The sequence below is a fragment of the Fimbriimonadaceae bacterium genome (assembly GCA_019638775.1).
Classification (GTDB): domain Bacteria; phylum Armatimonadota; class Fimbriimonadia; order Fimbriimonadales; family Fimbriimonadaceae; genus JAHBTD01.
Map to the genome: position 1 here is coordinate 1,038,650 of JAHBTD010000001.1, position 24,412 is coordinate 1,063,061.

A 24,412-nucleotide genomic window follows, 5' to 3' on the forward strand; every position below is an offset into this window, starting at 1 on the left:
AGGACGCAAAGGGACTCAAGGAGAGTTCCGGGGTGGGACCAGTATTCCGTCTCTATCGAGGTGACCAAAGAAGAAGAGGCCCTGGCTTCGCCAGGGCCTTACTTATTGTTCTCTTGACTCGACCTACTTCTGACCGCCACCGGGAGGTGGAATCTTGTTGAAGTCAGGCGGGCTCAGCTTCTTGCCGGGATTCTTCTTAAGCTGGTCAAGAAGATATTCCACGGCTTTTTCAAGCTGAGGATCGCGCCCAATCGATAGCATGGAGGGATCTGCATCCACCATGATGTCGGGGTCGACACCTTTGTTTTCCGCGATCCAGGTCTTGGTTTCGCGGTCGTAGATGCCAAACTCGGGCGCGGTCACGCCAGAGCCGTCCATGAGCGGCACCGCGCCGCTGATGCCGACAAGGCCACCCCACGTGCGCATCCCGATGAGCGGACCGAGCTTCGACTGCCGGAACATCCACGGGAAGAAGTCTCCGCCCGAACCGGCATAGCCATTGATCAGCATCGCCTTCGGTCCCTCAATCGCCACGGCATCGGACCATTCCTTTGTGCCCCATCGACTGTGGATGCCCGCACGAATCTTGCGAGCAAGGGTATCGACGAACCAAGGCTGGATGAATCCGCCGCCATTGAAGCGCTCGTCAACGACGACAGCCTCCTTATGAACCTGGCTGTAGAAGCCCTTGATAAGGCCAATCGCGCCGTTGGTGCTCGTGTTCGGAATGTGCATATAGCCGATCCGTCCGCCCGACAGCTTCTCAACCATCTTGGCTCGCGATTCCACCCAGTCGGTGTATCGCAAGGCCCCCTCGGTTGAGACGGGCCGCACACGCTCTTCGCGTGCACCTGCCATCGTCGGTGTGGAGTTGACCGTCAGGACAACCGTTTTGCCCACTTGGCCAACAAGGAACGAGTTGACGTTGACAGCGGCTGTCACCGGCTTGCCGTTGACGGCGAGGATGTAATCGCCTTCACGGACATCGACGCCCGGTTCGGTCAGCGGCGCTCGGGTGGATTCGTCGAAGTTCTGCCCGCGCAGAATCTTCTTGATCCGAATGTTGTTGCCAACGACTTCGTAGTCTGCGCCCAGCAACCCGGTCGGTACCGGATTCGGGATGGAATAGCCGAAGCCTTGGATATAGGAGTGTCCGGTTTGAAGCTCGCTGATGAGCAGGCCGAGTACATAGCCGAGGTCGGCCTGACTCTGCACCGAGTCCAGGTACTTCTCATACCGCTTGCCGATCGCGAGCCAGTCCTGTCCGCCGTGCGTTGGGTCGTAGAAGAAATCACGCTCCCAGCGCCAAGCTTCCCAGTACATCTGCTTCCACTCGGCCCGAGGATCGACGATCGTTTCCATTCCACTCGTGTTCACACGGCCCTGACCGGCTTGGACGCCCGGTCGAAGGTCGTTGATGAACAAGCCGCCCTGCCCCGCATATGCGAACTTGGTTCGTGAAGCATTTAGCGATAGGGCGCCAAGCGGGCCTGTGAGAACTGTCTGGCTGCTCTTCGACTTGAAGTCGAACATGCTTAACGAGCCACCACCGGCGTAGAGAATGCCATCGGCAAGTCCAGCAACCAATCCATAATTCCCGGGGCCGATCGGCAGCGGGATCGCTCGGTCAGCAAGGCCGTCCCAGTCGATCTTGACGGCAGGAGTCGCGGGAGCTCCGCCTCCTGGTTGACCGCCTTGTCCGCCAGCAGGCTTCTGCCCGCCACCCTCCTCATCTACACTTGGGGTGAGAGGATTGGGCGTGTCCTTGGCAAGGGGAATGACGTAAATCCGAGAAGAGTCACTAACCTTCAAGCTGTACTCGAAGGTGCCAAAACTCGGCGTGAACGTTCTGTCGGATATGAAGAATAGATACTTGCCTGTCGTATCGAACACGGCCTGCGAATCGCTGAAAGAACCGTCGGTTACATCCTTTGTCGTACCGGTGGCCACTTCGTAAAGGGCGACCCGTCCGAACTGATTATCGCCGGCATAGGTCATTGCGATCCACTTGCTATCCGGGGACCAGTCGTAAGGGATTGGACCTGAGAACTGATTCTCCGCAACTCGGGTCAGCTTCTTCGCGGCAACATCAACCATATAAAGGCTGTATGTGCGTGTCGTGAAGGTCAGGTAACGACCGTCTGGCGACCAGTCCAACGAGAGCGGCCACAGCGCTTTGTCCGTGGTCAGGGCAACTGCTTCACCACCCATCTGGGGTTGTACATAAAGCTGATACTCGCCGGTTTTGTCACTAAAGTAAGCAATCTGCTTTCCGTCGTTCGACCACGCCACGAGCTTTTCGCGAACGTTGGGCGTTTCCGTCATGTTGCGCGTCTCGCCATTCTTGGCGGGAAGGCTAAAGACTTCGCCGCGTGCCGAAACTGCAATGCGGCTTCCACTCGGAGAAAGCGAGATGTCGGTGATGTTGCTGGCAACGCTCTGACGACTTGGTCGGGACGACACTTGGTCACTGATCACACGCGGGGCGATCTTGTCGATCTTTCCGCCCGCGATCTGATAGCGGTATACGAACCCGTCGCGCTCAAAAACGATGGACTTGCCGTCGCTCGAAGGCCAACGAATGTCGGCGTCCGTGTAGTTTGTGATCTGCGTTGTCCGCTTAGAATCGTTGTCGTAACGGAATAGGTTTACCGTTCGCTGATTCCGGTCGCTGATAAAGAAGACCGAGTTGCCGACAGCCATCGGGAACCACGAGTTCTCTTTGCCGTGGGGCAGTTCCCAATACTTGTTGTTCTTGGTGTCGTAGAACGAGATCCAGCCGTGAAGTCCACCTCGATACATGCGCCACCACTGCATGTTGACTGGTTGGCGATGATAGACGAATGTTGTGCCATCCGCCATCCACGTGCCTTGGTTGACCTCGCTGATTGCGGTGGGCTTGGGCATGCCGCCATTCGGGCTGACTAGCCATAGCTGAGCCGTAAATGCCGAGCCATAAGCGCTGGCGCAAGAGACATACTTGCCATCAGGCGTCCATCCAAGCGCATATTCGTTGCCTGGCTCGTAGGTCAGCCTTTTGGGCTCGCCTCCCTCGATGGGCATGACGTATATATCGGGGCTGCCGTCGTAAGCAGCGGTAAAGGCGACCGACTTCCCGTCGGGCGAGATTTTGGGGCGAAGCTCCTCAGCCGGATGAGACGTAAGACGCCTCGCCATTCCCCCATCGACGTTCGACGACCAAAGGTCGCCTCCATAAGCGAAGACAACCGTGTCGCCGTGGACGTCGGGATAGCGCATCAAGCGCATCTCAACCGAGTTGCCTTGTGCAGCGAGCAGCGTTGCCGCAATGCATGTGGTTACAATCAAGTGCTTCCTCCTAACAGACGTTGTCCCCATTATGAAGCCATCACCGCAATTCTCTCAGGATTGGCGGGCTTGGGGACCATCTACGTTACGCATCGTAGGTTCGAAAGCAACTCCCAGATGCACAGATAAATTTCTCGAATGTGACTTTCGACGCTTAAAAGGTTTAGTCTTGAACTAAAAACTGTACTGGTAGTTCCGCGAGTTTTTATTCAAATCGCTTCTCATATGGGGCAAACATAGTGCAATCATACGAATGCTATGCAACTCATGCCGCCTAATGAGTTCATCGATGAACACCGGCAGATTGGGGGACAACTGATCGAAGCCCTTACGTTTGAGGCCTTTGTGCTTCACATTCAGGGTCACGATGGGGATCTCTCAGATCACTTTATTCACGGCGGATGCTCCGAGGCTTATGCGAATTGGTTGGCGGCTAATGTGAAGCGCTCTTGGGCTGAAATCGTAGAATCTAATCCGGTTATCGTACGAACAAACGAAGAACTCGCTGCGAGGGCAAGCCTCGCCTTTGCCGTTGCGCTCCTTGCCGGAGCCCTGCTCGTGTGGATCCTTGTGGGATCAAACACCGTCGCCGAATGGGTTGTGGTCGGCTTTGTGTCTGTGATCGCCTTGGGGTCGTCCGTTCTTGCCGGGATCAACGCCGTGCAACTGATCCGAAGATGGATCAACCGCGCCATGGTGCGATTCTCACCGGCTATCGAGGATTAGGAAGGCCTGCGAATGCAGGCCTTTTCTTAGATGGAGGAGGAGTTATCCTTTCTGATCAAGCCGTCGAGCAACGACTTCGCTAGCTCCTGGCGCACAACACCCACGTACCAGTCGCCCAGCGATTCGTCAAGGCATTCATGCCAGTCGTACAGGTAGCCGCCGACTAAGTCGTCGGATTGCACAACATTTGATAATCCATGCCGGGGAAGCCAGATTTCGCGTAGAACCGGATAAAACTCGGACGGCATGGGTCCGAGCATGTATTGATAATCATCGGATACGTCTACGACGACGACTTTTGCGAGATTCCATTCCCACAAGTTGCCTGCGAGTTCTGCCATAGGGGAATCCATTCCTCCTTGTGATAGGGACGGAGGGATGAAAAAGAAAGCGTCAGGTGTGGACAAATCGTGGAGTCGTGAGGCGTGATTGGTGAGTCGTCGCGAGTGAGGCGGTTGTGATAGAGAGCAACGTTTGAGAAACAGCGCGAAGTCTCAGGAGCGACTTGCAGCTTTGGATGTCGAAGATTACGCAGCCCACCGGTTCTTCGGAACTCACGACTTACGCATCACGATTCACGACTTTATCGAACTGTCGTGCCTTCGGGGGCTTCTTTGTCGGGTTGGAGGAGGATCGCGCCGCCCTCTTCATCTGTGGCTGCCAGGAGCATGCCTTGGCTTTCGGTTCCGCGCAGCTTGGCGGGTTTGAGGTTGTAAACGATAACGACTTGGCGGCCGATAAGGTCCATCGGGTCGTAGTTCTTGCGGATACCGGCGACAACCTGGCGCTTCTCTTCCCCGATCACGACCTGGAGCTTGAGCAACTTGTCGGTGCCTTCCAACGGTTCGGCTTCGAGGATGCGGGCAACGCGAAGCTTGACCTTGGCGAAGTCGTCGATGGTGATGAGCTCATCTTGGGCGCTGGTGGGCTCTGATTTTGGATTTTGGATTTTGGATTTTGGATTTGCCGATTCCTGATCGTTGCTTTCTGATTTCTCGTTGTTCATTTTCTTCTTTTGATCGCCGCTTGCGGATGGCTGATCGCTGTTTTGCTTGGCTTCGATCGGCTTTTTGAGGTCGATACGCGGGAAGATGGGCTGCGGCTGTTCAAGCTTCGTACCAGCCGGGAGCGTGTCCGGATTGCCAATGTTGTCCCAGTTAAAGTCTGGCTGGCAGCCGAGTTGGGCCGCGATCATGCCGGAAACGGTTGGCATGATCGGCCAGAAAAGGGCTTCGGCGGATCGCAAGCAGAACAGCATGGACCTGATAACCGTGCCAAGCCGAGGATCGTTGTTCTTCGCGAGCGCCCAAGGGGCCGAAGAGTCAATGTATTTATTCAGAAACCTAACCAAATCGAGAGCGATCTGCGAAGTGCGGTCGATGCGAAACTCCATCATCGCGACCGCATAATTCTCTTTCGCAAGCTGGACAGCTTCCATGACATCAGGATCAATCTCTGCCTCTGGCACAACACCGTCGACAAACTTATGAGCCATCGAAAGGCTTCGGTTTAGGGCGTTTCCAAGGTCGTTGGCAAGGTCGTAGTTAAATCGTCCCTCGACCTCCTCGATCGTGTAATTCGTGTCGCCTTCGTAGGGCAAGAACGCTGCCAGCGAGTACCGCACACCATCGACAGCTGCCTCTTTGGCACAGCCCGACCGCTCGACAAGATGGCTGGCAAGCTCCATCGGGGCGATGATGTTCCCTTTGGATTTGCTAATCTTTGTGCCGCCAAAGGTGAACCACCCGTGGGCGATGACGTGCTTGGGCAGGGGCAAGCCGACGCCCATGAGCATCGCAGGCCAAAGGGTGGCATGGAAGCGGGTGTAAATCTCTTTGCCCATCCAGTGCACATCGCAAGGCCACAGGTCTTCCCAGCCGGGGTTGGGCCAACCGGTTGCGGCGATGTAGTTGATGAGGGCATCGAACCAGACGTAGATGACCTTGTCGGGATCGCCCGGCACGGGGATGCCCCATCCTGGGTTCTTGCGGGTGATGCACATATCGCGCAGCCCCGATTTGATAAAGCTGATGACTTCGTTGCGGCGGGTCGAGGGGAGCAGGAAGTCTTCGTTGGTCTCGATGTGGTCAAGGAGCTTCTGCTCAAACGCGCTGAGTTTGAAGAACCAGTTCTCCTCGGTTACCCATCGAACCTCGTTGCCGTCTGGGCTCTTGCCGTCCACTAGATCGGCTTCGCGCACGAAGGTTTCGGAGCCGACGTCGTACCAGCCCTCATATTTGTCCTGATAGACGAAACCGTTTTCGCGCAGGGTGTCGAAGAACTTCTGGACAGCCTGGATGTGACGAGGCTCGGTCGTGCGGATAAAGTCGTCGTAGTCGATATTGATGTCATTCCAGCACTCGACAAACTTGCCGCTGACCTCATCGACGAACTCCATCGTCGGCTTGCCGGACTTCTCGGCGGCTTCCATCACCTTGAGTGCATTTTCGTCAGTTCCGGTAACGAACCATGCGTCTTCGCCGCGCATCGTCTGGTAGCGGCGTGTGGCGTCGCAGACGAAGGTGGTCAGCGCGGTGCCGATGTGGGGGGCGCTGTTCACGTAGTAGATCGGCGTGGTGATGTAGTACTTTTTCGACATCGAAGGTGAATTTTACCGGGGTGGAAGACAGGTCTCACGGCGCGTTGAAGGAACCTATAAGACTTATAGGTCAAATAGGTCCTATAGGTGGCTGCCTACTACCACCGAATAATATTCGCGCCCCAGACCAAGCCAGCCCCAAAACCAACGGTCATCACAACCATTCCCGACTTGAGCCGACCCTCTTGATGCGCCTCGTAAAGCCCGAGCGGGATCGAGCCACCGCTGGTGTTTCCGTATTTGTGCACGTTCACAAAAACCTTCTCATCAGGGAGATTCAACCGGCTCGCCGCCGAGTCGATAATCCGAAGGTTCGCTTGGTGGGGAACAAAAAGATCGATATCTCCCGGTTCCAGGCCAGCCTCGTGCAAGGCTCGGCAACAGGCGTCGCCCATGGCGTGGACCGCAAAGCGATAAACCTCTGCTCCCGCCATGTAGATGGCCTCACGGGCCTGTTTGCTGTAATCTTTGCCGACCGGATATAGCGATCCACCTGCTTCATAGGTGATCGATTTCGCTCCAGATCCATCGGAGAGAAGCACAGTTTTGATCACTCCGTGGTCTGTGTTCGCCTGACCTTCGAGAACCACGGCTCCACCACCGTCTCCAAACAGGACACAGGTCGAGCGGTCTGTCCAGTCCACGTACTTACTTAGAACATCCACGCCAACGACAAGAGCGCGCTTGACGGAGCCACTCTCGATCATCCCGGTGACAGTCGCAAGCGAATAGATAAAACCAGCACAAGCCGCACCGATGTCGTACGCGCCTGCGTTCTTTGCTCCGATGTTCTCCTGAATGAGACAAGAAGTGGAGGGAAAGATCATGTCGCCGGTGACCGTTCCGCAGGCGATCAGGTCGATGTCCATCGGGTCGATACCCGCCATCTCCAAGGCTTCAAGAGCTGCCGTCGTGCCAAGCGTCGAGGAGGTCTCGTGAGGTTCGCTGATGCGCCGCTCTTTGATTCCGGTGCGCTGCACGATCCATTCGTCGGAGGTATCCACGATCTTCTCGAGATCGTGATTGGTCATGACCTTGGGGGGCACCGCATGCCCCACACCACGGATTACCGCACGAATAGACATCTGCTTCTCTCCTAGTCCTTCTTCACGCTTGCGCGCATCGTTTCGACAAGTTCATTGTCCACCGCTTTTTGAGCGAGCAACAGGGCATTCTTTATGGCTTTAGCGCTGCTCCGTCCGTGGCAGATGATGCAAACGCCGTTCAGACCGAGCAATGGAGAACCGCCTACTTCGGCGTAGTCGGTCTTCGCCCTGAGCTTTTTCACGATACCCTTGAGGGGCAGATAAGGAAGTCGTCCAAGAGGACTGTTGGGCAAAGCGTCCTTCATCATCGCTTCGATGAGCTCGCCAACACCCTCCGCCGTTTTGAGCACGATATTGCCGACGAAAGCGTCACAAACCACCACATCGCACTCGGACTTGAACATGTCCTTACCCTCGATGTTTCCCGCGAACCACTCGTGCTTTCGCAGCAAATTGTAGGCCTGCTTGGCAAAGGCATTCCCTTTGCCCTCCTCTTCGCCGATGTTCAGAAGGTGGACTTTTGGGTCCGGTCGGCCCATGATCGTTTGGGCATAGGCTCGGCCCATGAGGGCAAATTCGACGAGGTGCTCAGGATCGACATCTGGGCTTGCCCCAGCATCGAGCAGGAGAAACCCTCCCTTCCGGCAGGGCATCGTGCTGGCGATGGCAGGACGGTGAAAGCCATGCATCTGACGCCAAGAGAGCAGACAAGATGCCGTTGCCGCGCCCGTATTTCCCGCAGAAACAAAGGCCGACGCTTGCCCTTCCTTCACCAAGTTTGCCCCGACCGCCATCGAAGAGTCTTTCTTCTTGCGCAAGGCCTCCGTGGGTTTTTCGTGCATCTCGACGACTTCCGATGCCGGATGAATCGAGATATTTGGCGGACAGGGGGTTGGGAGAAACTTCTCAATCTGGTCGGGAATCCCAACAAGCAGGATCGGATGCCGCATCAAGGGAGCGGCTTGGATCGCCCCGAGCACAATCTGCTCTGGGGCATGGTCCCCACCCATCGCATCAAGGGCGATGTATCTCGGACCACTTGCACTCACTTCGTGCTACCTTCCTCCTCGTCGCCTTTTAGCAGACTTTGCAGTTTGCTAAATTCGGGACGGCCTTCGGCGGCCGAGGGTTTCAGCCCGGAGTTGGCAGCTTGCGGACAATCACCATCCCAGCCGTACTGGCAAAGCGGCTGCATGGGTGCGGAGACGATCAGGTCTTGTCGGAGGAGAGCTTGCACGTCAAGCGAATTCTCGACGAAGAGCTTGTAAGGCTCCTCCTCTTCGTCCACGCGGGCATAGTCGTTCATGCCATAGCTTGCGGGGACGCCAACAACTGGGAACTGCTCATCCACTTCAAACTCTACGGGGACTTCTATCGGTCCGCTGCAGCGCGCGCAGTCGGCGATGATCTTAGCCGTGAATGTGCCGGTGAGCAACAGGATGTTTCCGGTGCTCACAGCCTCAAGAAACCCTTGCATGGGTTCCATGAGCTCGATCTCCGGATCGTTTTCTAAATTGGTTGAGATTTCGATCGAGAGTTTCTTGCCAGGATGCTGGAGAACCTCGTTCAGATCGAGCAGGTGCTCGCGTTTCATTGGCGTGCGGGCGAGTGTACCTGTTGGAATTCTTGCGTAAATGCTGATAGACCCGTAACCCAAAGGGCGGAATAACCCGATAGGTAGTGGTGTCCATGAGTGGTTCACGCCTTGATAGCGATCATGAACGCGTTCAAGCCGTCTGGCTGACCGCAAAGAAGCTGACTCAACACCCGATGATCGAAGGATTAATCGGGCGCACGGTGATGTTTGCTCAAGTTGAGCCCCAACGCGCATCCATCATGGAGCGGCTCATCGCCCCCGACAATCCCATCCACCCAAGCCTGAAGGCCGCGCTCGACGTTTTCGTGCCCGGTGAAGAATCTATCAACGCAAAGTCAGAACAGCTTGGCGACGTCAAGGCTACCGCCATCGCACTTGCGGTTTGTTATCACCAAGTCATCCGGGTTCTATCACCGATAGCAGGGCTCGATTCATCTGCCGTCTTCAAGCAAGCTGTCGCGGTCGCAACTGCTTCCGAGATCTTTGCCGAACGGTCCTGCCGGTTTCCGCCCATCGAAGCTTTTGGCGCGGGTCTGTTTCATCATCTTGGCGTTATTCTCATGGGAGTTACCCACAATCAGAGCTATCGAGGATTGCTTTCTGCTGTGAAGGAGTCTCACGGAAATCTGGCCGATGCAGAGAAAAAAGCGTACGGCTATTCACACGACGAAACAGCAACCGTGATCGGTGAAGCATGTAACTTGCCCGCTCACATTCAGGATGGAATGGTTTGGCACGATGCTGAGCCTTCGGGCCAGCGGACGGTCGGGCTTTGCGTCAGCCTTGCAGTTCGTCACTGTCATTCCATGGGCTTCGACGCAGGACTGAGCGACACGATACCGGCGCTCGCACCCACTGGATTGCGCTGCGTTGGTGTGGGCGAACACAATTCTGACCGAATTGCCGAACTTATTCGCACACAAGTTGAAAGCTTTACACAAGTCTCCTCAGCGATCTCAAATCAGGCCGCGTAGGTTCAAATCTGAACAGAATCGTGCTCAGATATAGCATTTTCCACCTCGGATCGTCTAAAGTGCCAACGTTTGCGGTTTTATAAACCGTCAGAACAATGAACTCAATCTTGCTATACTGTAGCCACGCATCTGACCGGGCTCAGGTATTGCGCTAGAGGTGAATGGAATTTGAGGAAGTTAGCGTTCCTATGCGTAGTTGCGTCGTTAGCTATCGCCGGTTGCGGCGGTGGAGGCGGCGGTAACGGCGGTGGTGGAGGAGGCGGTGGCCTTCCACCAACAATGGCGGTTAACACCACGTTGCTGAGTGTGCCAGGCCGTGCCGACGTTACCTATAACACAGGCCAAGGCCGAGCTCCGGGATCAATTACCGGCGTTTTTCGGCACTTGTTAGTCTCCGACAATACATACAACGACATCCGAGACATCGTCGAGACACAGTTAAACCCCGCTCTCCAGATTCAGCTAGACGGATATTCGTCTCAGCAGATCGGGCTTAACGTTCCGATGACAGGCTTTTCGGTCTTGTTGAATGGTCGAAACTTTGAGACGTTCAGTCTTGAGATTGATCGACTCCGAATTGAGAATCCTAACGGCACCTACCGCGAAAAGACTGGCCCTGCAGGTCAGCCCGTGGTGTTTGAGCAGTATCCGATGTTCCTTCGCGCCTTCCCAGGCCGACGAACTGGCATCACGATCCAGCTTGACGACGCGATTCTCAACGTTGATAATTTTGACAACATCGTTTATGACGATCAGTTGTTCCAAGACCTGAACAACGACCTCAACGAGGGGATTATTCTCGGTTCGTTCAGCGACTATTTTGGGTTTGACATCAGCAATGTCACCAACAAGCCCGAAATGAGCGACACCTCGGCAGCAACACGCGTGTACTTCAGCGGTGACTTCATTGCCCTGAGCGGCAACATCGTTGCCGGTACGAACCCATTTGAAGTTCTCGTACCGTTGAATCCTCCGCTTGAGGGCCTTGTCTCGCCCCCGAACGTTACGCTAAACACAGACGGCACCTACGCTCTCCGCCAGATCGACCCGCGTGATCTGACCAACACTCAGCGCATCGTATCGAAGCAGGGCACCTGGCGTGAGTGGCACGATCCCAACAACTTGGGCAAGTCGGCTATCTTGAACCCGGCGCCGGTGATCATGCTGATGCTCCCGCAGCATCGAGATGGTGATAAGCAAGAGGTCATGTTCTTCGTTCGCAACTTGGCTGGTCAGATCGTTGATTTCTACTTCGGTGAGGTCAACTACGCAACCAACAAGATCAACGTATGGCCGATTGAGAACGTTGACGACGGTGCTCCCGACAACGAGGTTGAACTGAACGTTACTTCCAAGAACTTCCGTGCAGGCGGTTCGGGCAGCAGCTCGGACATCCGAAGCGGATCGTGGGCGCTCAACGCAGGAACGCTGCCCGCGGCCTTTGGTACAAGCGGCACGTTCTTGGTCGTTCGTCCGTAATGGAGCGGATCCTCGCCGGGATCGAGACCGAGTACGGTCTATGGATCAAAGGTAGAGGAGCCGACAGTCAGGTAGACGACGCGATGATGCTCGTCCGGAGTTATCCGGGCGAGCATTTTGCTTCGTGGGATTACCGTTTTGAGTCTCCGCGCGCCGACCTTCGAGGGTTTACGGTAGGGCAACTTGCGTATGACCCCGAAGACGCCAAGTTCGATACCGGCAAGAGCCGTGGGTCCGATCACGAAGTCCGATCCGACCGGATTCTGCCCAACGGAGCGCGCTTCTATAACGATCACGGGCACCCCGAATACGCTACTCCCGAGTGCTTTGAATCCTTTGAGACAGCGCTTCACGATTACGCTGGGCAATATACCGTCCTTCGCGCCGCCAAGGTTTTTGAACGGGAGGTTGGGCGGGAGGTCAAGGTGTATAAGAATAACACCGATTTTCATGGCGCATCGTACGGCACCCATGAAAGCTTCCTCGTGCCGCGGTCTCTTGGCTTTGAGAAGATTTACCAATCTGTGCTGCCGATGCTTGTGGTGAGGCAGATTCTGACCGGCGCAGGAAAGGTCGGCAGCGAACATGGCGATTGGGTTCCCTATCAAATCAGCCAGCGGGCTGACTTCTTCGTGGAGCCTTTTAACACTGAGACGCTCTACCGAAGGCCGATCTTTAACACACGCGACGAACCCCACGCCGATCCCGACAAGTGGATACGCCTACATGTGATTAGTGGGGATGCGAACATGTCTCCAGATTGTTCAAGCATGAAGCTTGGGCTGGTGAAACTGGCTTTACAGCTTGCGATAGTGGGTGAAGCGCCAATATGGAAGTTTAAGAACCCGGTGGATGCGTTCAAAAGGATTAGTCGGGATATGACTTTTGAATTCAAAATTGAGCTGGATTCAGGGTCATGGACGACGGCTTACGAAGTTTTCGAGTCTTACTTTTCGGCTGCCGAGGCTGTCTTTGACTTGCCTTCTCTCCCTGATCAACGCCACCCAAGCTCTATTCCCGAAACGCCAGAGACCGAGATATACCGAGACATCACGATGGCGCGGCAGCAGCTATCCAAACTCAGGAGTGATTTCAGCGCTTTTGCGAAGGAAGTGGATTGGGCGGCAAAAAAAGTCATGCTTGAGCAGATTGTCGAATCCGAAGGGCTCACTTGGCGGGATCATAGCCTTCAGGCTTACGACCTTGAGTATCACAACGTCGACCCGGACGAAGGGCTTTACTTTGCGTTGCGTGAGATGGGCCAAGTCGACGATCTTGGAGATGCTGAAGACTGCTTGGAGGACTTCTTTGTCGGGCGTCTTGACACTAGCCGAGCGGTTCCACGGGGCATCGCCGTCAAAGAGCACAAAGCTCATCTGAAGACGGCATCGTGGAGGTCGCTTGTCTTTGAGGTTGATGGCAAGGCTATCGAAATCGAGCTCGACCCAACAAGAACCTACCGCCGGGAACGACTTCAAGGCTTAGACGTAGTAAGCTTTATTCAAGCTCTGAGAGGATAGAAACGATGTTTACCAAAGCCGACGACCGCCTTAGAAGGCCCGCCACCCCCGAACCCGAGCGCAAGCTTGGCGACGATGGAGGCCCCGGCAAACCGGACATACGCAAGCCGGGAGGCGACAATGAGCTTCTCAAGCGCCTCCGCAAGGTTGACCCCGATCAGGCCAAAAAATATAGACAGCGGTCCGGACAATGATTCAAGCCGAACACAAGACTTTCGCCGAACTCGTTGGGTTCAGCACTTCACGAATGCCCGCCAATGCTGGAGAGACGCATGGGACAACGGTGCTGGCGTTGAGGCACAAAGACGGTGTGCTCATGCTCGCCGACCGTCGCGCCACGGCTGGCAACCTCGTGATGTTCGATCATGCCGAGAAAATCATCGCTTTAGACGACTCGACGATCCTTGCCATCAGCGGATCGTTTGCGCGGTCAGTTGAAGTAAGCCGGTTCCTCAAACACTCGTTCAAGTATTACCGCCGGACAGTCCTAAGCGAGATGTCGCTTGATGGCAAGCTGATGGAGATATCAAGGGCTCTCGCCGGAAACCTGTCCGCAGCGATGGAAGGCGTTGGTGTGTTCTTGCCGATCGTCGCCGCCTATGACGCAAAAACCGGTGGGTTTAGTATGCATTTCTTCGATGTCGCCGGAGCAAGATTTCAGAACGCTCAATATGCCTGTGCTGGCTCTGGCTCGGAGAGGATACGCGGTGTATTCGAGTTTCTGGGTCGCACGAAGAAGCCTTGGGAAACCCGTCCGCTCGACGACGTGCTTGCCGACGGTCTGCTTATGCTCGATATCGCCGCAGACCTGGATTCCGCAACGGGTGGCTTTAGTAAAATCCTGCCGGCCGCTTTTTCTTTGACTGTCGATGGAATTCGTCCGGTTGATGAAAAACAGCTTCAAAAAGCGTCGGCAACAGTCCTGAATCGGTCCTAGGTTTGGCCCACTTCATCGCCGTTGGTCATAGGTCAATACAATTTCAGGTGTATTGTTGAAAGCACTATGCGCTGTGACAGGACCTTTCGGAGTACGCTCATCTTGGCCTTTCTGGCCCTGGGGACGCTTGGATTCTCTCAAGGGGGGGATACTCTCACGCTTGAGCAGGTTATCCAACTAGCGAAGAACCGCAACGGCACTATTCAGGCAGCTTATCTGGATGCCGCAGCATCCAAAGAGCGCACTCGGCAGGCATGGGCCGCATTCTGGCCGACCCTCACCCCAAACTTTCGATACGACTGGTCACGCAATAAGGTGAACACCGGCCCCTTCGATGGTCTATCAAAAGGTGACGAAAGCACGTCGAGCGTCACCGCAAGATGGCGACTTTGGGATAGCGGATCGCGGGATACGAGCTACCGGTCGAGCCTTAGAAGCCAACGCTCGCGTGAATACTCAGCGCTCCAAACCCTTCGAGACACGCTGTTTGGTGTACATGCTCAATACTTCGATGCCCTACGGGCGCAAGAGCTATTGCGGGTTGCCGACTCACAAGTGGTGCGCACCCGCGAGATCCTTGCACAAACTATCGCACTCATTGAGAACGAGCAATTGCCCAAGAAAGATAAGTTCCAGGCAGAGGCCGATCTCGCCAACGCCGAGGTAAACCGCCTTTCTGCGCTGAATCGGACAGCGACAAGTCAGTCGGATTTGAAGGCAACAATAGGCTGGACCGATGCAGACGAGCTCCCTGCTCTTCAAAGCTACGATGAGCCCGCCGAGTTTGATCAGCTACCCCCGCTTTCTGAGGTCATTGCACTAGGGTTGAAGCAGCGGCCTGACCTTGCAGCACGCAGGGAGAGCATCGAAGCTGCCAAGTACGCCCTTGCCCAAACACGGCGCGACGGTTTGGCGATCTGGAGTGTTGATGCCACTTACACCAAGCAGTTCTCACGTGAGAACTTAGACAATCAAGCTTTGGTATTTCAGGTTTCAATTCCTCTATTTGATGCAGGAAGTTCAAAATCTGCGGTTAACGAAGCGAGTTATAACCTACAATCGCAGCAGAGTTCGCTCGTCCAATCCGAAAGATTGACGCGCAGTGAGATCGAATCAGCGTATAAAGTACTGCAGCAAGATACACTGAGGGTTCAAGCAGCCAAGAAAGCTCTCGAAGCCTCAAAGGTGAACTTTGATGCTGCGAGTAAAGCTCAGGCGCTTGGTGCGGAAGGAACGACTTTGATCACAGTTCTGACCGCGCAAACAAGCTTAGTGACAGCTGAGTCAAATTACGTCGAAGCGATTTACGACTACTATATTTCGGAGATTCGCCTCAAACTTGCGATAGGGGAAGTTTTGCCAGGTGAATTGCCATAGCGGATGAAAAAAGGCATTTATTGGATCGGTGGAGTTGCAGCCCTGGGTTTCCTGGGCTGGTTTTTCTTATTAAGGGGCGGCTCCGGCAACGACGAAATCGAATATCGATACGAGAAGGTTCAGCGAACCGAGCTTGTCCGTTCAATTAGCTCGACCGGGCAGCTCGTTGCTCTCACGACGGTCGACGTCAAATCCAAAGCCGGCGGCACGATTGTACGGCTTGCCGTTGATGAAGGCTCGAAGGTGAAGATGGGGGATCTCATCGCCGAGATCGACCCGCGCGACACCAAAGCCACCTACGATCAAGCCACAGCAGACGTGGAAACGGCTCAGGCACGCGCCGACCAAGCGGCTATCAGCTACGACCTTCAGATTGCGAACAGCCAGACTGCCGTCAAAGATGCTGAGAACGCATTGGTTGCCGCCAAGATTCGCTACGACCGGGCCAAGCTTGAGGCAGACCGTCAACCCACGCTGACCAAAGCAAATATCACTTCTGCGCAAGCTGCTTTCGATTCAGCCAAGTCGGATTACGACAAGTACATCAACATCACAGCCCCCCAAGTCCGACGAGACGTGCGGGGAACTCATGATCGAGCGAAGGCCGACTTGGCTGCAGCAACTGCCGACCTCGAACGACAGAAGGAACTTTATAGCTTGGGCTATGTGGCAAAGGCCGTCGTAGAGCGCTCGCAGTCCACGTATGAAGGGGCAAAATCTACCTTCAGCGTCGCCGAACAGAGGCTTCTTACTCTCGACAAAGAGATCGAAGCTGAAACTACCCGGCTCAAGTTGGCGAGGGATCGCGCTGGAGCCTCGCTTGATGAGGCAAAGGCGAACGGAAGCCAAACCGCAATCGCCTTAAAAAGCCTACAAGATGCCCAAACAGCAGTCAGAACGGCTGAAATTAATATTCAGAAGGCCAAGGACGCGCTCGCAAACAATAAACTCCGTGCGAGCGAACTCAGCGCTGCCAAAGCTGGCACTGTTCGAAGCCGAGTTCAACTGGAGAACACCAAAGTCCAGCTCGACAGTACAACGGTCTTGGCGCCTCGCGATGGCGTTGTCACGCTCAAGTACTTGGAAGAGGGGACGATCATCCCTCCGGGCACCAGCACGTTCGCCCAGGGCACGAGCATCGTGCAGATCAGCGACGTAACTCGGCTCTTTGTCGAGTGCGCTGTTGATGAAGCTGACATCTCCGCCGTAAAGGTCGGGCAGCGCGTACGCATCCTCACGGAAGCTTTCCCGGGTGTCGCGCTTGACGGTGAAGTCGTCCGCGTGAACCCTGCGGCATTGACCGCTCAGAACATCACCGCCATCAAGGTCCGCGTTGAGATCAAGCCCGGCTACAAGATTGAGATCATGCCTGGCATGAACGCGACCTGCGAATTCATCACGCTCAGCAAGCCGGACATTTTGAGAATCCCTGGACAGGCGCTTATCCGTGAAGACGGAAAGACTTTTGTGCGCGTCAAGGGCACAGACCCGCTCAAGCCGGAAAGACGGGAAGTCAAGGTTGGGGATACCGGCAACGACGGTGTAGAGATTCTTGAAGGCCTGAAAGAGGGTGAAGAGGTCGTTGTCGCTGAGATCAACCTGCGAGAGCTGCGTGAGATTCAGGAACGCATGGTCGAGGCCCAGCAGGGCGGAGGCTTGGCCGGTGGAGGCAGTAGGCCCGGAGGCAATCGAACACGCACCAGCGCGGCAACCGCCGGAGGCACGGGCGGCAGTGGAGGCGGAGGAAACCGATGACCGTTGGCGACAGCTTGAACAGCGCACTGCGCGCCATTATCGCGAACAAGCTGCGCTCTATCCTGACGATGCTCGGCGTTGTGATCGGCGTCGGGTCCGTTATCGCGATGATTGGAATTGGCGAGGGCACCAAGAGCAAGGCGATCGAAAACCTTGCCGTTATGGGCTCGAACATGATCACCATCGTTCCCGACTGGCGTCGGGGTGGGCAAAGCTCTGGCATCGGCAATGCGGGCCGGTTGAGCGACGATGATGTGCGCGCCATCAAGAAAAACGTCCCTACGGTTGAGCTGATCTCGGGGGCGGTGCGCTCGAACGACCGGGTCAAGTTTGGAAGTCAGAGCACCCAAACCAGCATTTACGGTGTCGAGCCGCAGATGGCGGTTATCCGCAATGCTGTCAAATTGCATCAGGGTAAATGGTTCACAGCTGAGGACAACACCCTCTTGGAGCGCAAAGCAGTTCTGGGCTGGATGGTTTACGACAATCTGTTCGGTGGAGAGAACGCCATCGGGGCGACGATCAAGATTAAGAATCAGAATTTTGAGGTCGTTGGTGTGATCTCCTATAAGGGGGGATCGGGCTTCATGAATCCCGACGATCAGATTTATATCCCCTTGCGAACGGCTCAAGAACGGCTCATGGGAAAGACCTACCTGGACATGATCTCTGTCCAGGTCAAGAACGGCGATATCCTGGTCTACACACAAGGCGCTATCGAGGACACCCTGTACGCCACGCGTAAAAACGCTGCTGGTGAGGCGCTTTTCCGAGTCTTCAACCAAGGTGAGATGATCGAGCAGATTGAGCAGCAGACGGCTTTGCTGAGCTATCTCCTTGCCGGCATTGCATCGGTCTCACTCCTTGTGGGAGGCATCGGCATCATGAACATCATGCTGGTCAGCGTCACCGAGCGAACGCGAGAAATCGGCCTGCGCAAAGCCATCGGGGCGAAGAGGCATACCATCATGAGCCAATTCCTCTTTGAGTCCATCGTGATGTGCTTGGTCGGTGGCAGCATCGGAATCCTTCTCGGATCGCTCGGCGTGAAGTTCGTGGCAGGAGCGATGAAAGTGCCTCCGATTGTGAGTATGCAGTCGGTGATCGTGGCCTTTGTCTTCTCGGCGATGGTCGGCCTTTTCTTCGGCCTCTATCCTGCCATGCGCGCAAGCGCACTCCAGCCTATCGAGGCTCTCAGGCATGAGTAGAAGGTCGTGAGTCGTGAATTGTGAGTCGTGAGTCGTAAATTGCGAGCAGAACCGAGGGACGTGTTTGATGGCAAAGGAGCGGATTGAGTCCTACCAACAACTTAGAGTCTGGCAATTAGCTGTCGATCTATCCGTAGAACTCTACGACCTGACCTCAAGCTTTCCGCGTATCGAACAGTACGGCCTGACATCTCAAATACGCCGGTCTGCCGTGTCGGTGCCTGCAAATATAGCGGAAGGTTGGGGAAGAGGCCGCGACTCTGAATTTGCCCACTTTCTGCGTATCGCAAGAGGTTCCTTGAAAGAGCTTGAGACTTTGATCCTTATCGCCGAACGGGCTGAGATGCTCCTACAAGAACGAAAAGAGCCGTTGTTAGAGCAAACCGATCACATCGGTCGAATGCTCACGAAGCTGATCGCTAGTCTCGATGGTCCTATTGGTCAAGTTCGGGAAAGAGTGGCCCCTTACGCCGCGGACACTGTGGGACTTTCGAGGGAGTTGGTCTTAGACTCTGATGAATACTAACTGTCAGTCCCATTCAGGAGTCACGACTCACAAATCACGAGTCACTACCCACGATTCACCATGAAACCGATCATTGAAGCTCACAATCTCACCAAGGACTATGTGATGGGCGACGTTGTCGTCCACGCACTGAAAGGCGCCTCACTGACCATCAATGAAGGCGACATGGTCGCGATCATGGGGCCGTCAGGAAGCGGCAAATCCACGTTTATGAACGTGGCTGGTTGCCTCGACCGCCCAACGGCTGGACAGTACCTTCTTAACAACACGCCAGTAGCCCAACTCACCGACAACGAGCTTGCCGAAATCAGGAACCGTTACATTGGCTTCGTCTTCCAGACCTTTAACCTCCTCCCGCGTACGTCGGCTCTCAAGAACGTTGAGCTACCGTTGATGTATGCCGGAGTCAAGAACAGAAGCGACAACGCCAAGACGGCTCTCGAGACGGTTGGCTTGGGCGACCGAATGCACCACAAACCGAACGAGCTCTCGGGTGGACAGCAGCAGCGCGTCGCGATTGCCCGCGCCATCGTGAACGACCCGGTTTTGATCCTTGGCGACGAGCCAACCGGAAACCTCGACTCGCGCACGTCTGAAGAGATCATGGCGCTCTTTCAGGACCTCAACCGCAATGGAAAAACCGTCGTGATCGTTACACACGAGCCGGATATCGCCCTCCACTGCAAGCGGATCATTCGCTTTAAGGATGGAAGAATCGTTGCCGATGAGGTCGTTGAGAAGCAGATTGACGCCCGTGAAGTGCTCAAGACCCTTCCCACTGCCGAGGAAGAAGAAGCCGAACTGATCGCAATGGCTCGAGGCGTGAACGGTAACGGGAATAAACCCGCATTTGAAATCGGATCCTAGCATTATTGCTTCATCCCTGATTGAATCAATCCGCGCAATTGCTCGGCTACATGCGTCTGGCGATTCACGAAATCGTCTCTTGGAAATGTGCCTACAACGCAATGTCTGTTTTGAAGATTTGTCAGCAAAACAACACCTCCGAGAGCATTGAAATTCACCTGTAAACTTGCCGACAGTTGAGCGATGGCTTTGGGAACGCTCCTCGACAGGTAAGAAAAACCACTGAAGCTGGCTTTGCTCTCGACAAGAACGATTTCATGTTCAGTCGTGATAAGAACGGCATCGTCCGAACGCACCCCCGCAGAGACGCGCTGAAAGAGGTCCGAAGGGACATCCATGGCCGGTTGCACATTTTGGACATGCTCGCCAAACAGGGTAGAAGTCTCAAAAAACTTCCTAACAAGGATCTCCTCGGCAATGCGTCCGGCGGCATAGGTTCCGGACCGGTAGGCCATCACAAAGCCTTTTGTGGGTTCTGGCCCAAAGACGCGCTCCCAATCCGCTTGAATGTATGCCGTCAGATCGCGATTCGTGACCTTTATCGATTTGGAAGTCAGCGCGGGATCATTGCTTGTGACCACATAGGACCCCATCGCCAGTTCAAGCGGCTCAAAAGTCTCGTCAAAGCCGGTCGGGAGGAATTCCGTTCCGTCAATGTCATAGAAGGGACCAAGGAGATATTCCTCGTCCATGACACACACTCAAAACGCCATTCCCGTGTAGTCTCGGATTAGCCCGACGACCTTCCCGACAATCTTGGAGTTTTCGGATCGTACAAGGATCGGCTCGTAATTGGGATTGCTGGGCAACAGCTGGACACCTTTCGTGTCCGAATAGTAGCGCTTCACTGTCGCTTCGCCGTCGATCATCGCGGCAATAAGATCGCCATTGTTGGCGTTCACCTGTGGCTTGATCAGCACAAGATCGCGTGGCAATATGCCATCACCGGTCATCGAATCACCTTTGACGCGAAGTAGAAACGCATCTCGGATATTCCGCACCATCTCGGCGGGCACGGGAATCTGTTCGTCGGCGCTCTCCATCGCTTCGATGGGCGATCCTGCGGCAATAGAGCCGAGGAGCGGAACCATCACGATTCTGTTGGTCTGAGGCTGGGTGGAGGGGTGGATAAGCTTGATCGAGCGCGGTGTGTTAGACCGGCTGATGAATCCTTTTCTGGACAAAGCGTCTAGGTGGACAGTTACACCACGTAAGGAACCGATCCCAAAGTGCGCCCCAATCTCACGGATAGAAGGAGGGTAACCCTCCTCCTGAACATAATTCACCACAAAATCGAGAATCGCTTGTTGTCGCTTGGTAAGTCCCTTTGCCATTTTTGCTCCTCAAAGCCATAGACGTCCGTTACGGACCGGTAGACGCAGTATGCACGAATTTTGTCTACCTTGTCAACGCCGGTGTCTATCGGTCACTTGGTCCGGGAACCAATTCATGCCATACTTGCGCTTAGTTTTAAGGTGATTCAGAGTGTCGATTACGTCAGCTAGAAAGTTCTTCGAAAAGAGCGGGTGTGGAACCGTTTTCATCATCATCGCGGGCGCCGCGATGATCTTAACCATGATCTTTACGCGTGGGCAAGACCAACCAACTCCGCGTGATCTTGAGGCGAATTCGCCTGCGCTTGCCATGATTGGTCAGTACAAGGTCTCCGAGATCGCAGTTAACGATTCGTTTAACGCGATGGCCGATCAGCAAAGAAACGCCGAGACCGGTCTGAGTGCGGACGATACGGTGTCTTTGTACGCTTCGATGGTCAGCGCTCATGTTGGCAGTGCTCTCATCGTCGATCTTGGCCACAGTATGGGTTTGAACGTCACCGACGAGCAACTCTTTGATGAAGCCAAGAAAGAGGTCGAGAAGCAGCTTGCCGACATGGTGAAGATGCTCGAAAACATGAGTTTGGTTAAGCCCGGCGCATCGCAGGCGGATATCGACAAGGCGTATCAGGGCATTACCGGTCGAACCCTTCAGTCTGTCCGTGAAGAGCAGCTTGACAACGTGAAGCAGTCGCTGGCAACGCAAGCAGGAAGGCTGAGCCAAACTGCGCGGTTCTTTAGCGAAAAGATGAAGACAAGGTACGTCGCGGAGACCAAGGTCTCTGACGAAGAGCTAAGGCGCAGCTTCAACGCGTACACCACTAAGCGTATCGTGTTTGGACGGCCCGACGAAGTTCCACCCAAGGAAGCGCTAGAAAAGGCCAAGCAGGTCTTGAGCGACATCAAGGCGGGCAAGATCACGTTCGATGAGGCGATGAACAAGTACACGATGGATCCTGCTCCCGGGCCCGATAAAGCCAAGAGCGACTCCACAACGGACATCACGCAATCGATCATCGATTACGACGCCTCCCTCACTTCGATCCCAACGCTCAAGCCGGGCGAAGTCAGTGGCGTCCTGCAAACTTCGGCAGGCCCCGGAATCTTCAAGCTCATCAGTGTGAAGTCCACGATCCCCAGCGACTTTGAAACAAACAAAACTGAACTGATGAAGGTCGAAGTTGAGCGCAAGGCCGACCGCCGACTTCGGGATGAGATTATCAAGCGTCGCGATGGTGGTGCGATCCAGTGGAAGAGCAAGGGCGCTGAGGCACTGTTCATGTGGAATCTCGCCCAAATCGACGTCAACTACTCCACCGACGATGTCAAGAAGAAGGAACTCCTGGTCAAGGCTTCCGAGCTTGCAAAAGCCGCCGACCTTGATGATACAACCGTCGATCCCAAGTGGGGCATTCTTGCCAATTATGCCGTCCAAAAGAGCTTGATCGCGCTTGCGACTCCCGCCGAAAAGCCAGAGATTCAGGCGGACTATGTGGCGGCGATGAATGCACTGACGAGCATCGTCGAGAACGTTGAGCTACGGCTTGAGCTGGTGCGCGAGTATCTGCAGGCGAAGGACAAGGAAGCTGGCGCGCAGCTCGTATTTGCTGCCCAAGCCAATAACACGACCGGACCGCTCGCTCAAGGCTACTATACGCAAATTGCCGGTCTTCGCGACAAGGTTAAGTCGGCTGGTCTCATCGAAGATGCTGACGTCAAGAAGGTGAACGAGGAGTTGAAGCGTTGGAGCGATGAGGTTTCCCGCGACCTTGCCTACAGCGCAGAAGGGTTCTTAGATTATGGAGCCGAGTCGATCACCCAGTACGACAAGCTGATGGCGGATGTCCAGAAGTTTGAATCGAAGGGATGGCTCGATAAGGAGTCCAAAGACAAGATCGACAAGGCAGTGGCCACCTGGAAGGCAGGAGCTTTCGATGCGATCAAGCTTGAGGCGGAGGACAACAAAGACCACAGCCTGGGCGGACAGAGCATTTGGAAGGAGATTGGAGACCGGATCAAGGGATTTGCCAAGATCGGGGCGTTGAACGCAACCCAAACCGCGGAACTGCAGAAGCTGCAGGATCAATGGAAAGTTGGCTTGTTCGATTCTCTCAAGAAAGAATCTGAAGAAAACACAGACTACACCCAGGCCGGACAAGCAGCTTGGAGCGAACTGAACGGACGCATTCAAGAGTTGGTGAAACTCGGTGCGCTCACTCAGGCCCAGGCTGACCAACTAAAGCAGGTGCAGGCGAAATGGTCGACAGCGAAGAAAGCGGCTGACCTGAAAGCCGCTACCGAAGCAAACAAGCCGCCGACAACTGGACCGAGCGCGACGACCGGAACAACGGGGTCGCCGTTTGGACCGTCAACACTTCCGGGGACTTCAACCGGAACAACAGGCTCAACAGGCCGGTAGAGACATGGCCGAAAAGGGCAAGCTGATTCTGATCGCGACGCCCATCGGCAACTTAGGGGACCTCAGCCCGCGTGCGGTTGAGGTCCTTCGCTCTGTCGAGGCATGCATTGTGGAGGACACGAGGATCAGCGGCAAGCTGATGTCTCACCTCAGCATCAAGACACCCCTCAAGGTGCTCAACGAGCACACTGCCGAAGCCAAGGTAGAGAGCTACGCTGAGGAGATTGCCGAAGGAGCGGTGTGGGGACTCATCACCGATGGGGGCACTCCGGGGATCAGCGACCCTGGCGCGCACCTTGTCGATTTGTGTCACGAAAAAGGCGTCGAAGTAGACTCGATACCCGGCCCTTGCGCTGCTGTCGATGCACTTGCATTGAGCGGGTTCTATGCTCAAAGATTCGCATTCTTAGGGTTTCTGCCTCGAAAACCTGGACCTATTCGTGAGGTTTTTGCCCCTTTTTCAGACTCGCCAATGACTCTTGTCCTGTTCGAATCGCCCTTTCGTGCCGAAAAACTATTAGAGGCGGCTTTTGACGTCCTTGGGCCGCGGCGATATGCGATATGCCGAGAGCTTACCAAGCTCCACCAACAGGTTTATCGCGAACGATTGCCGAATGTGCCCTCGGAGAAAGAAGTCCCGAACAAGGGCGAATTTACGATCGTCATTGAGGGAAAACGACGCCAGTAGGGATATTTTTGAATTCGGTGGTAAACTTAAAGG

The 24,412-nt window shown here is 55.0% G+C and carries 21 protein-coding genes; 13 read left to right on the forward strand and 8 right to left on the reverse strand.

Features of this window, described 5'->3' with window-relative positions; translation table 11 throughout:
• Positions 1 to 123: 123 nt before the first annotated feature.
• On the reverse strand, positions 124 to 3,327 hold the full coding sequence (locus KF784_04860) for a PD40 domain-containing protein (protein ID MBX3118374.1): 3,204 nt from the start codon (positions 3,325 to 3,327) through the stop codon (positions 124 to 126).
• A gap of 258 nt (positions 3,328 to 3,585) precedes the next feature.
• Here KF784_04860 and KF784_04865 point away from each other — a divergent pair, with 258 nt between their 5' ends.
• The gene (locus KF784_04865; GenBank protein ID MBX3118375.1) at positions 3,586 to 4,053 is read left to right on the forward strand and encodes a hypothetical protein; all 468 of its coding nucleotides are present in this window, start codon (positions 3,586 to 3,588) and stop codon (positions 4,051 to 4,053) included.
• A gap of 26 nt (positions 4,054 to 4,079) precedes the next feature.
• Here the strand turns inward: KF784_04865 and KF784_04870 are convergent, their stop codons facing one another.
• The 5 genes from KF784_04870 to KF784_04890 all read right to left on the reverse strand — a co-directional run bounded on the left by KF784_04870 (position 4,080) and on the right by KF784_04890 (position 9,292).
• On the reverse strand, positions 4,080 to 4,394 hold the full coding sequence (locus KF784_04870) for a hypothetical protein (protein ID MBX3118376.1): 315 nt from the start codon (positions 4,392 to 4,394) through the stop codon (positions 4,080 to 4,082).
• 242 nt (positions 4,395 to 4,636) lie between these two features.
• Entirely contained in the window at positions 4,637 to 6,652 is a 2,016-nt protein-coding gene (metG, locus tag KF784_04875; protein ID MBX3118377.1) for a methionine--tRNA ligase, read from the reverse strand.
• A gap of 98 nt (positions 6,653 to 6,750) precedes the next feature.
• The gene (locus KF784_04880; GenBank protein ID MBX3118378.1) at positions 6,751 to 7,731 is read right to left on the reverse strand and encodes a ketoacyl-ACP synthase III; all 981 of its coding nucleotides are present in this window, start codon (positions 7,729 to 7,731) and stop codon (positions 6,751 to 6,753) included.
• A 17-nt stretch (positions 7,732 to 7,748) separates the two neighbouring features.
• Positions 7,749 to 8,747, reverse strand: a complete 999-nt coding sequence (gene plsX, locus KF784_04885; protein ID MBX3118379.1) for a phosphate acyltransferase PlsX — start codon at positions 8,745 to 8,747, stop codon at positions 7,749 to 7,751.
• A complete protein-coding gene (locus tag KF784_04890) occupies positions 8,744 to 9,292 on the reverse strand; it encodes a DUF177 domain-containing protein (protein MBX3118380.1) in 549 nt (182 codons plus the stop codon). Before KF784_04890 ends, plsX begins: the two co-directional genes overlap by 4 nt.
• A gap of 95 nt (positions 9,293 to 9,387) precedes the next feature.
• On the opposite strand from KF784_04890, the gene KF784_04895 reads away from it, so the two are divergent.
• The 10 genes from KF784_04895 (at position 9,388) to KF784_04940 (ending at position 19,938) form a co-directional block, all read left to right on the forward strand.
• Positions 9,388 to 10,269 carry an HDOD domain-containing protein gene (locus KF784_04895; protein ID MBX3118381.1) on the forward strand — a complete coding sequence of 294 codons (882 nt, stop codon included), beginning with the start codon at positions 9,388 to 9,390 and terminating at the stop codon, positions 10,267 to 10,269.
• Positions 10,270 to 10,437: 168 nt separating this feature from the next.
• Positions 10,438 to 11,748 (forward strand): hypothetical protein, encoded by a 1,311-nt coding sequence (locus KF784_04900; protein ID MBX3118382.1) that lies wholly within the window; start codon positions 10,438 to 10,440, stop codon positions 11,746 to 11,748.
• A complete protein-coding gene (locus KF784_04905; GenBank protein MBX3118383.1) occupies positions 11,748 to 13,268 on the forward strand; it encodes a proteasome accessory factor PafA2 family protein in 1,521 nt (506 codons plus the stop codon). Before KF784_04900 ends, KF784_04905 begins: the two co-directional genes overlap by 1 nt.
• Before the next feature lie 5 nt (positions 13,269 to 13,273).
• Positions 13,274 to 13,462, forward strand: coding sequence for a ubiquitin-like protein UBact (locus tag KF784_04910; GenBank protein ID MBX3118384.1), 189 nt, complete (start codon positions 13,274 to 13,276; stop codon positions 13,460 to 13,462).
• Entirely contained in the window at positions 13,459 to 14,205 is a 747-nt protein-coding gene (locus KF784_04915; GenBank protein MBX3118385.1) for a hypothetical protein, read from the forward strand. Before KF784_04910 ends, KF784_04915 begins: the two co-directional genes overlap by 4 nt.
• 102 nt (positions 14,206 to 14,307) lie before the next feature.
• Positions 14,308 to 15,582, forward strand: a complete 1,275-nt coding sequence (locus tag KF784_04920) for a TolC family protein (GenBank protein ID MBX3118386.1) — start codon at positions 14,308 to 14,310, stop codon at positions 15,580 to 15,582.
• A gap of 3 nt (positions 15,583 to 15,585) precedes the next feature.
• Positions 15,586 to 17,337, forward strand: coding sequence for an efflux RND transporter periplasmic adaptor subunit (locus KF784_04925; protein MBX3118387.1), 1,752 nt, complete (start codon positions 15,586 to 15,588; stop codon positions 17,335 to 17,337).
• Positions 17,334 to 18,545, forward strand: coding sequence for an ABC transporter permease (locus KF784_04930; protein MBX3118388.1), 1,212 nt, complete (start codon positions 17,334 to 17,336; stop codon positions 18,543 to 18,545). The genes KF784_04925 and KF784_04930 overlap by 4 nt, the downstream gene beginning before the upstream one ends.
• Positions 18,546 to 18,612: 67 nt before the next feature.
• Positions 18,613 to 19,071: a four helix bundle protein gene (locus KF784_04935; GenBank protein MBX3118389.1), complete on the forward strand. Its 459-nt coding sequence runs from the start codon at positions 18,613 to 18,615 to the stop codon at positions 19,069 to 19,071.
• 69 nt (positions 19,072 to 19,140) lie between these two features.
• Positions 19,141 to 19,938, forward strand: coding sequence for an ABC transporter ATP-binding protein (locus KF784_04940; protein ID MBX3118390.1), 798 nt, complete (start codon positions 19,141 to 19,143; stop codon positions 19,936 to 19,938).
• A gap of 2 nt (positions 19,939 to 19,940) precedes the next feature.
• Here the strand turns inward: KF784_04940 and KF784_04945 are convergent, their stop codons facing one another.
• Both KF784_04945 and lexA read right to left on the reverse strand, forming a co-directional pair.
• Complete coding sequence (locus KF784_04945; GenBank protein MBX3118391.1) at positions 19,941 to 20,630, reverse strand: hypothetical protein; 690 nt, start codon at positions 20,628 to 20,630, stop codon at positions 19,941 to 19,943.
• 9 nt (positions 20,631 to 20,639) lie between these two features.
• On the reverse strand, positions 20,640 to 21,272 hold the full coding sequence (gene lexA, locus KF784_04950) for a transcriptional repressor LexA (protein MBX3118392.1): 633 nt from the start codon (positions 21,270 to 21,272) through the stop codon (positions 20,640 to 20,642).
• A gap of 151 nt (positions 21,273 to 21,423) precedes the next feature.
• Here lexA and KF784_04955 point away from each other — a divergent pair, with 151 nt between their 5' ends.
• Positions 21,424 to 23,691: a peptidylprolyl isomerase gene (locus tag KF784_04955; GenBank protein ID MBX3118393.1), complete on the forward strand. Its 2,268-nt coding sequence runs from the start codon at positions 21,424 to 21,426 to the stop codon at positions 23,689 to 23,691.
• A gap of 4 nt (positions 23,692 to 23,695) precedes the next feature.
• Positions 23,696 to 24,379 carry a 16S rRNA (cytidine(1402)-2'-O)-methyltransferase gene (gene rsmI, locus KF784_04960; protein MBX3118394.1) on the forward strand — a complete coding sequence of 228 codons (684 nt, stop codon included), beginning with the start codon at positions 23,696 to 23,698 and terminating at the stop codon, positions 24,377 to 24,379.
• The last annotated feature ends 33 nt before the right edge of the window (positions 24,380 to 24,412 follow it).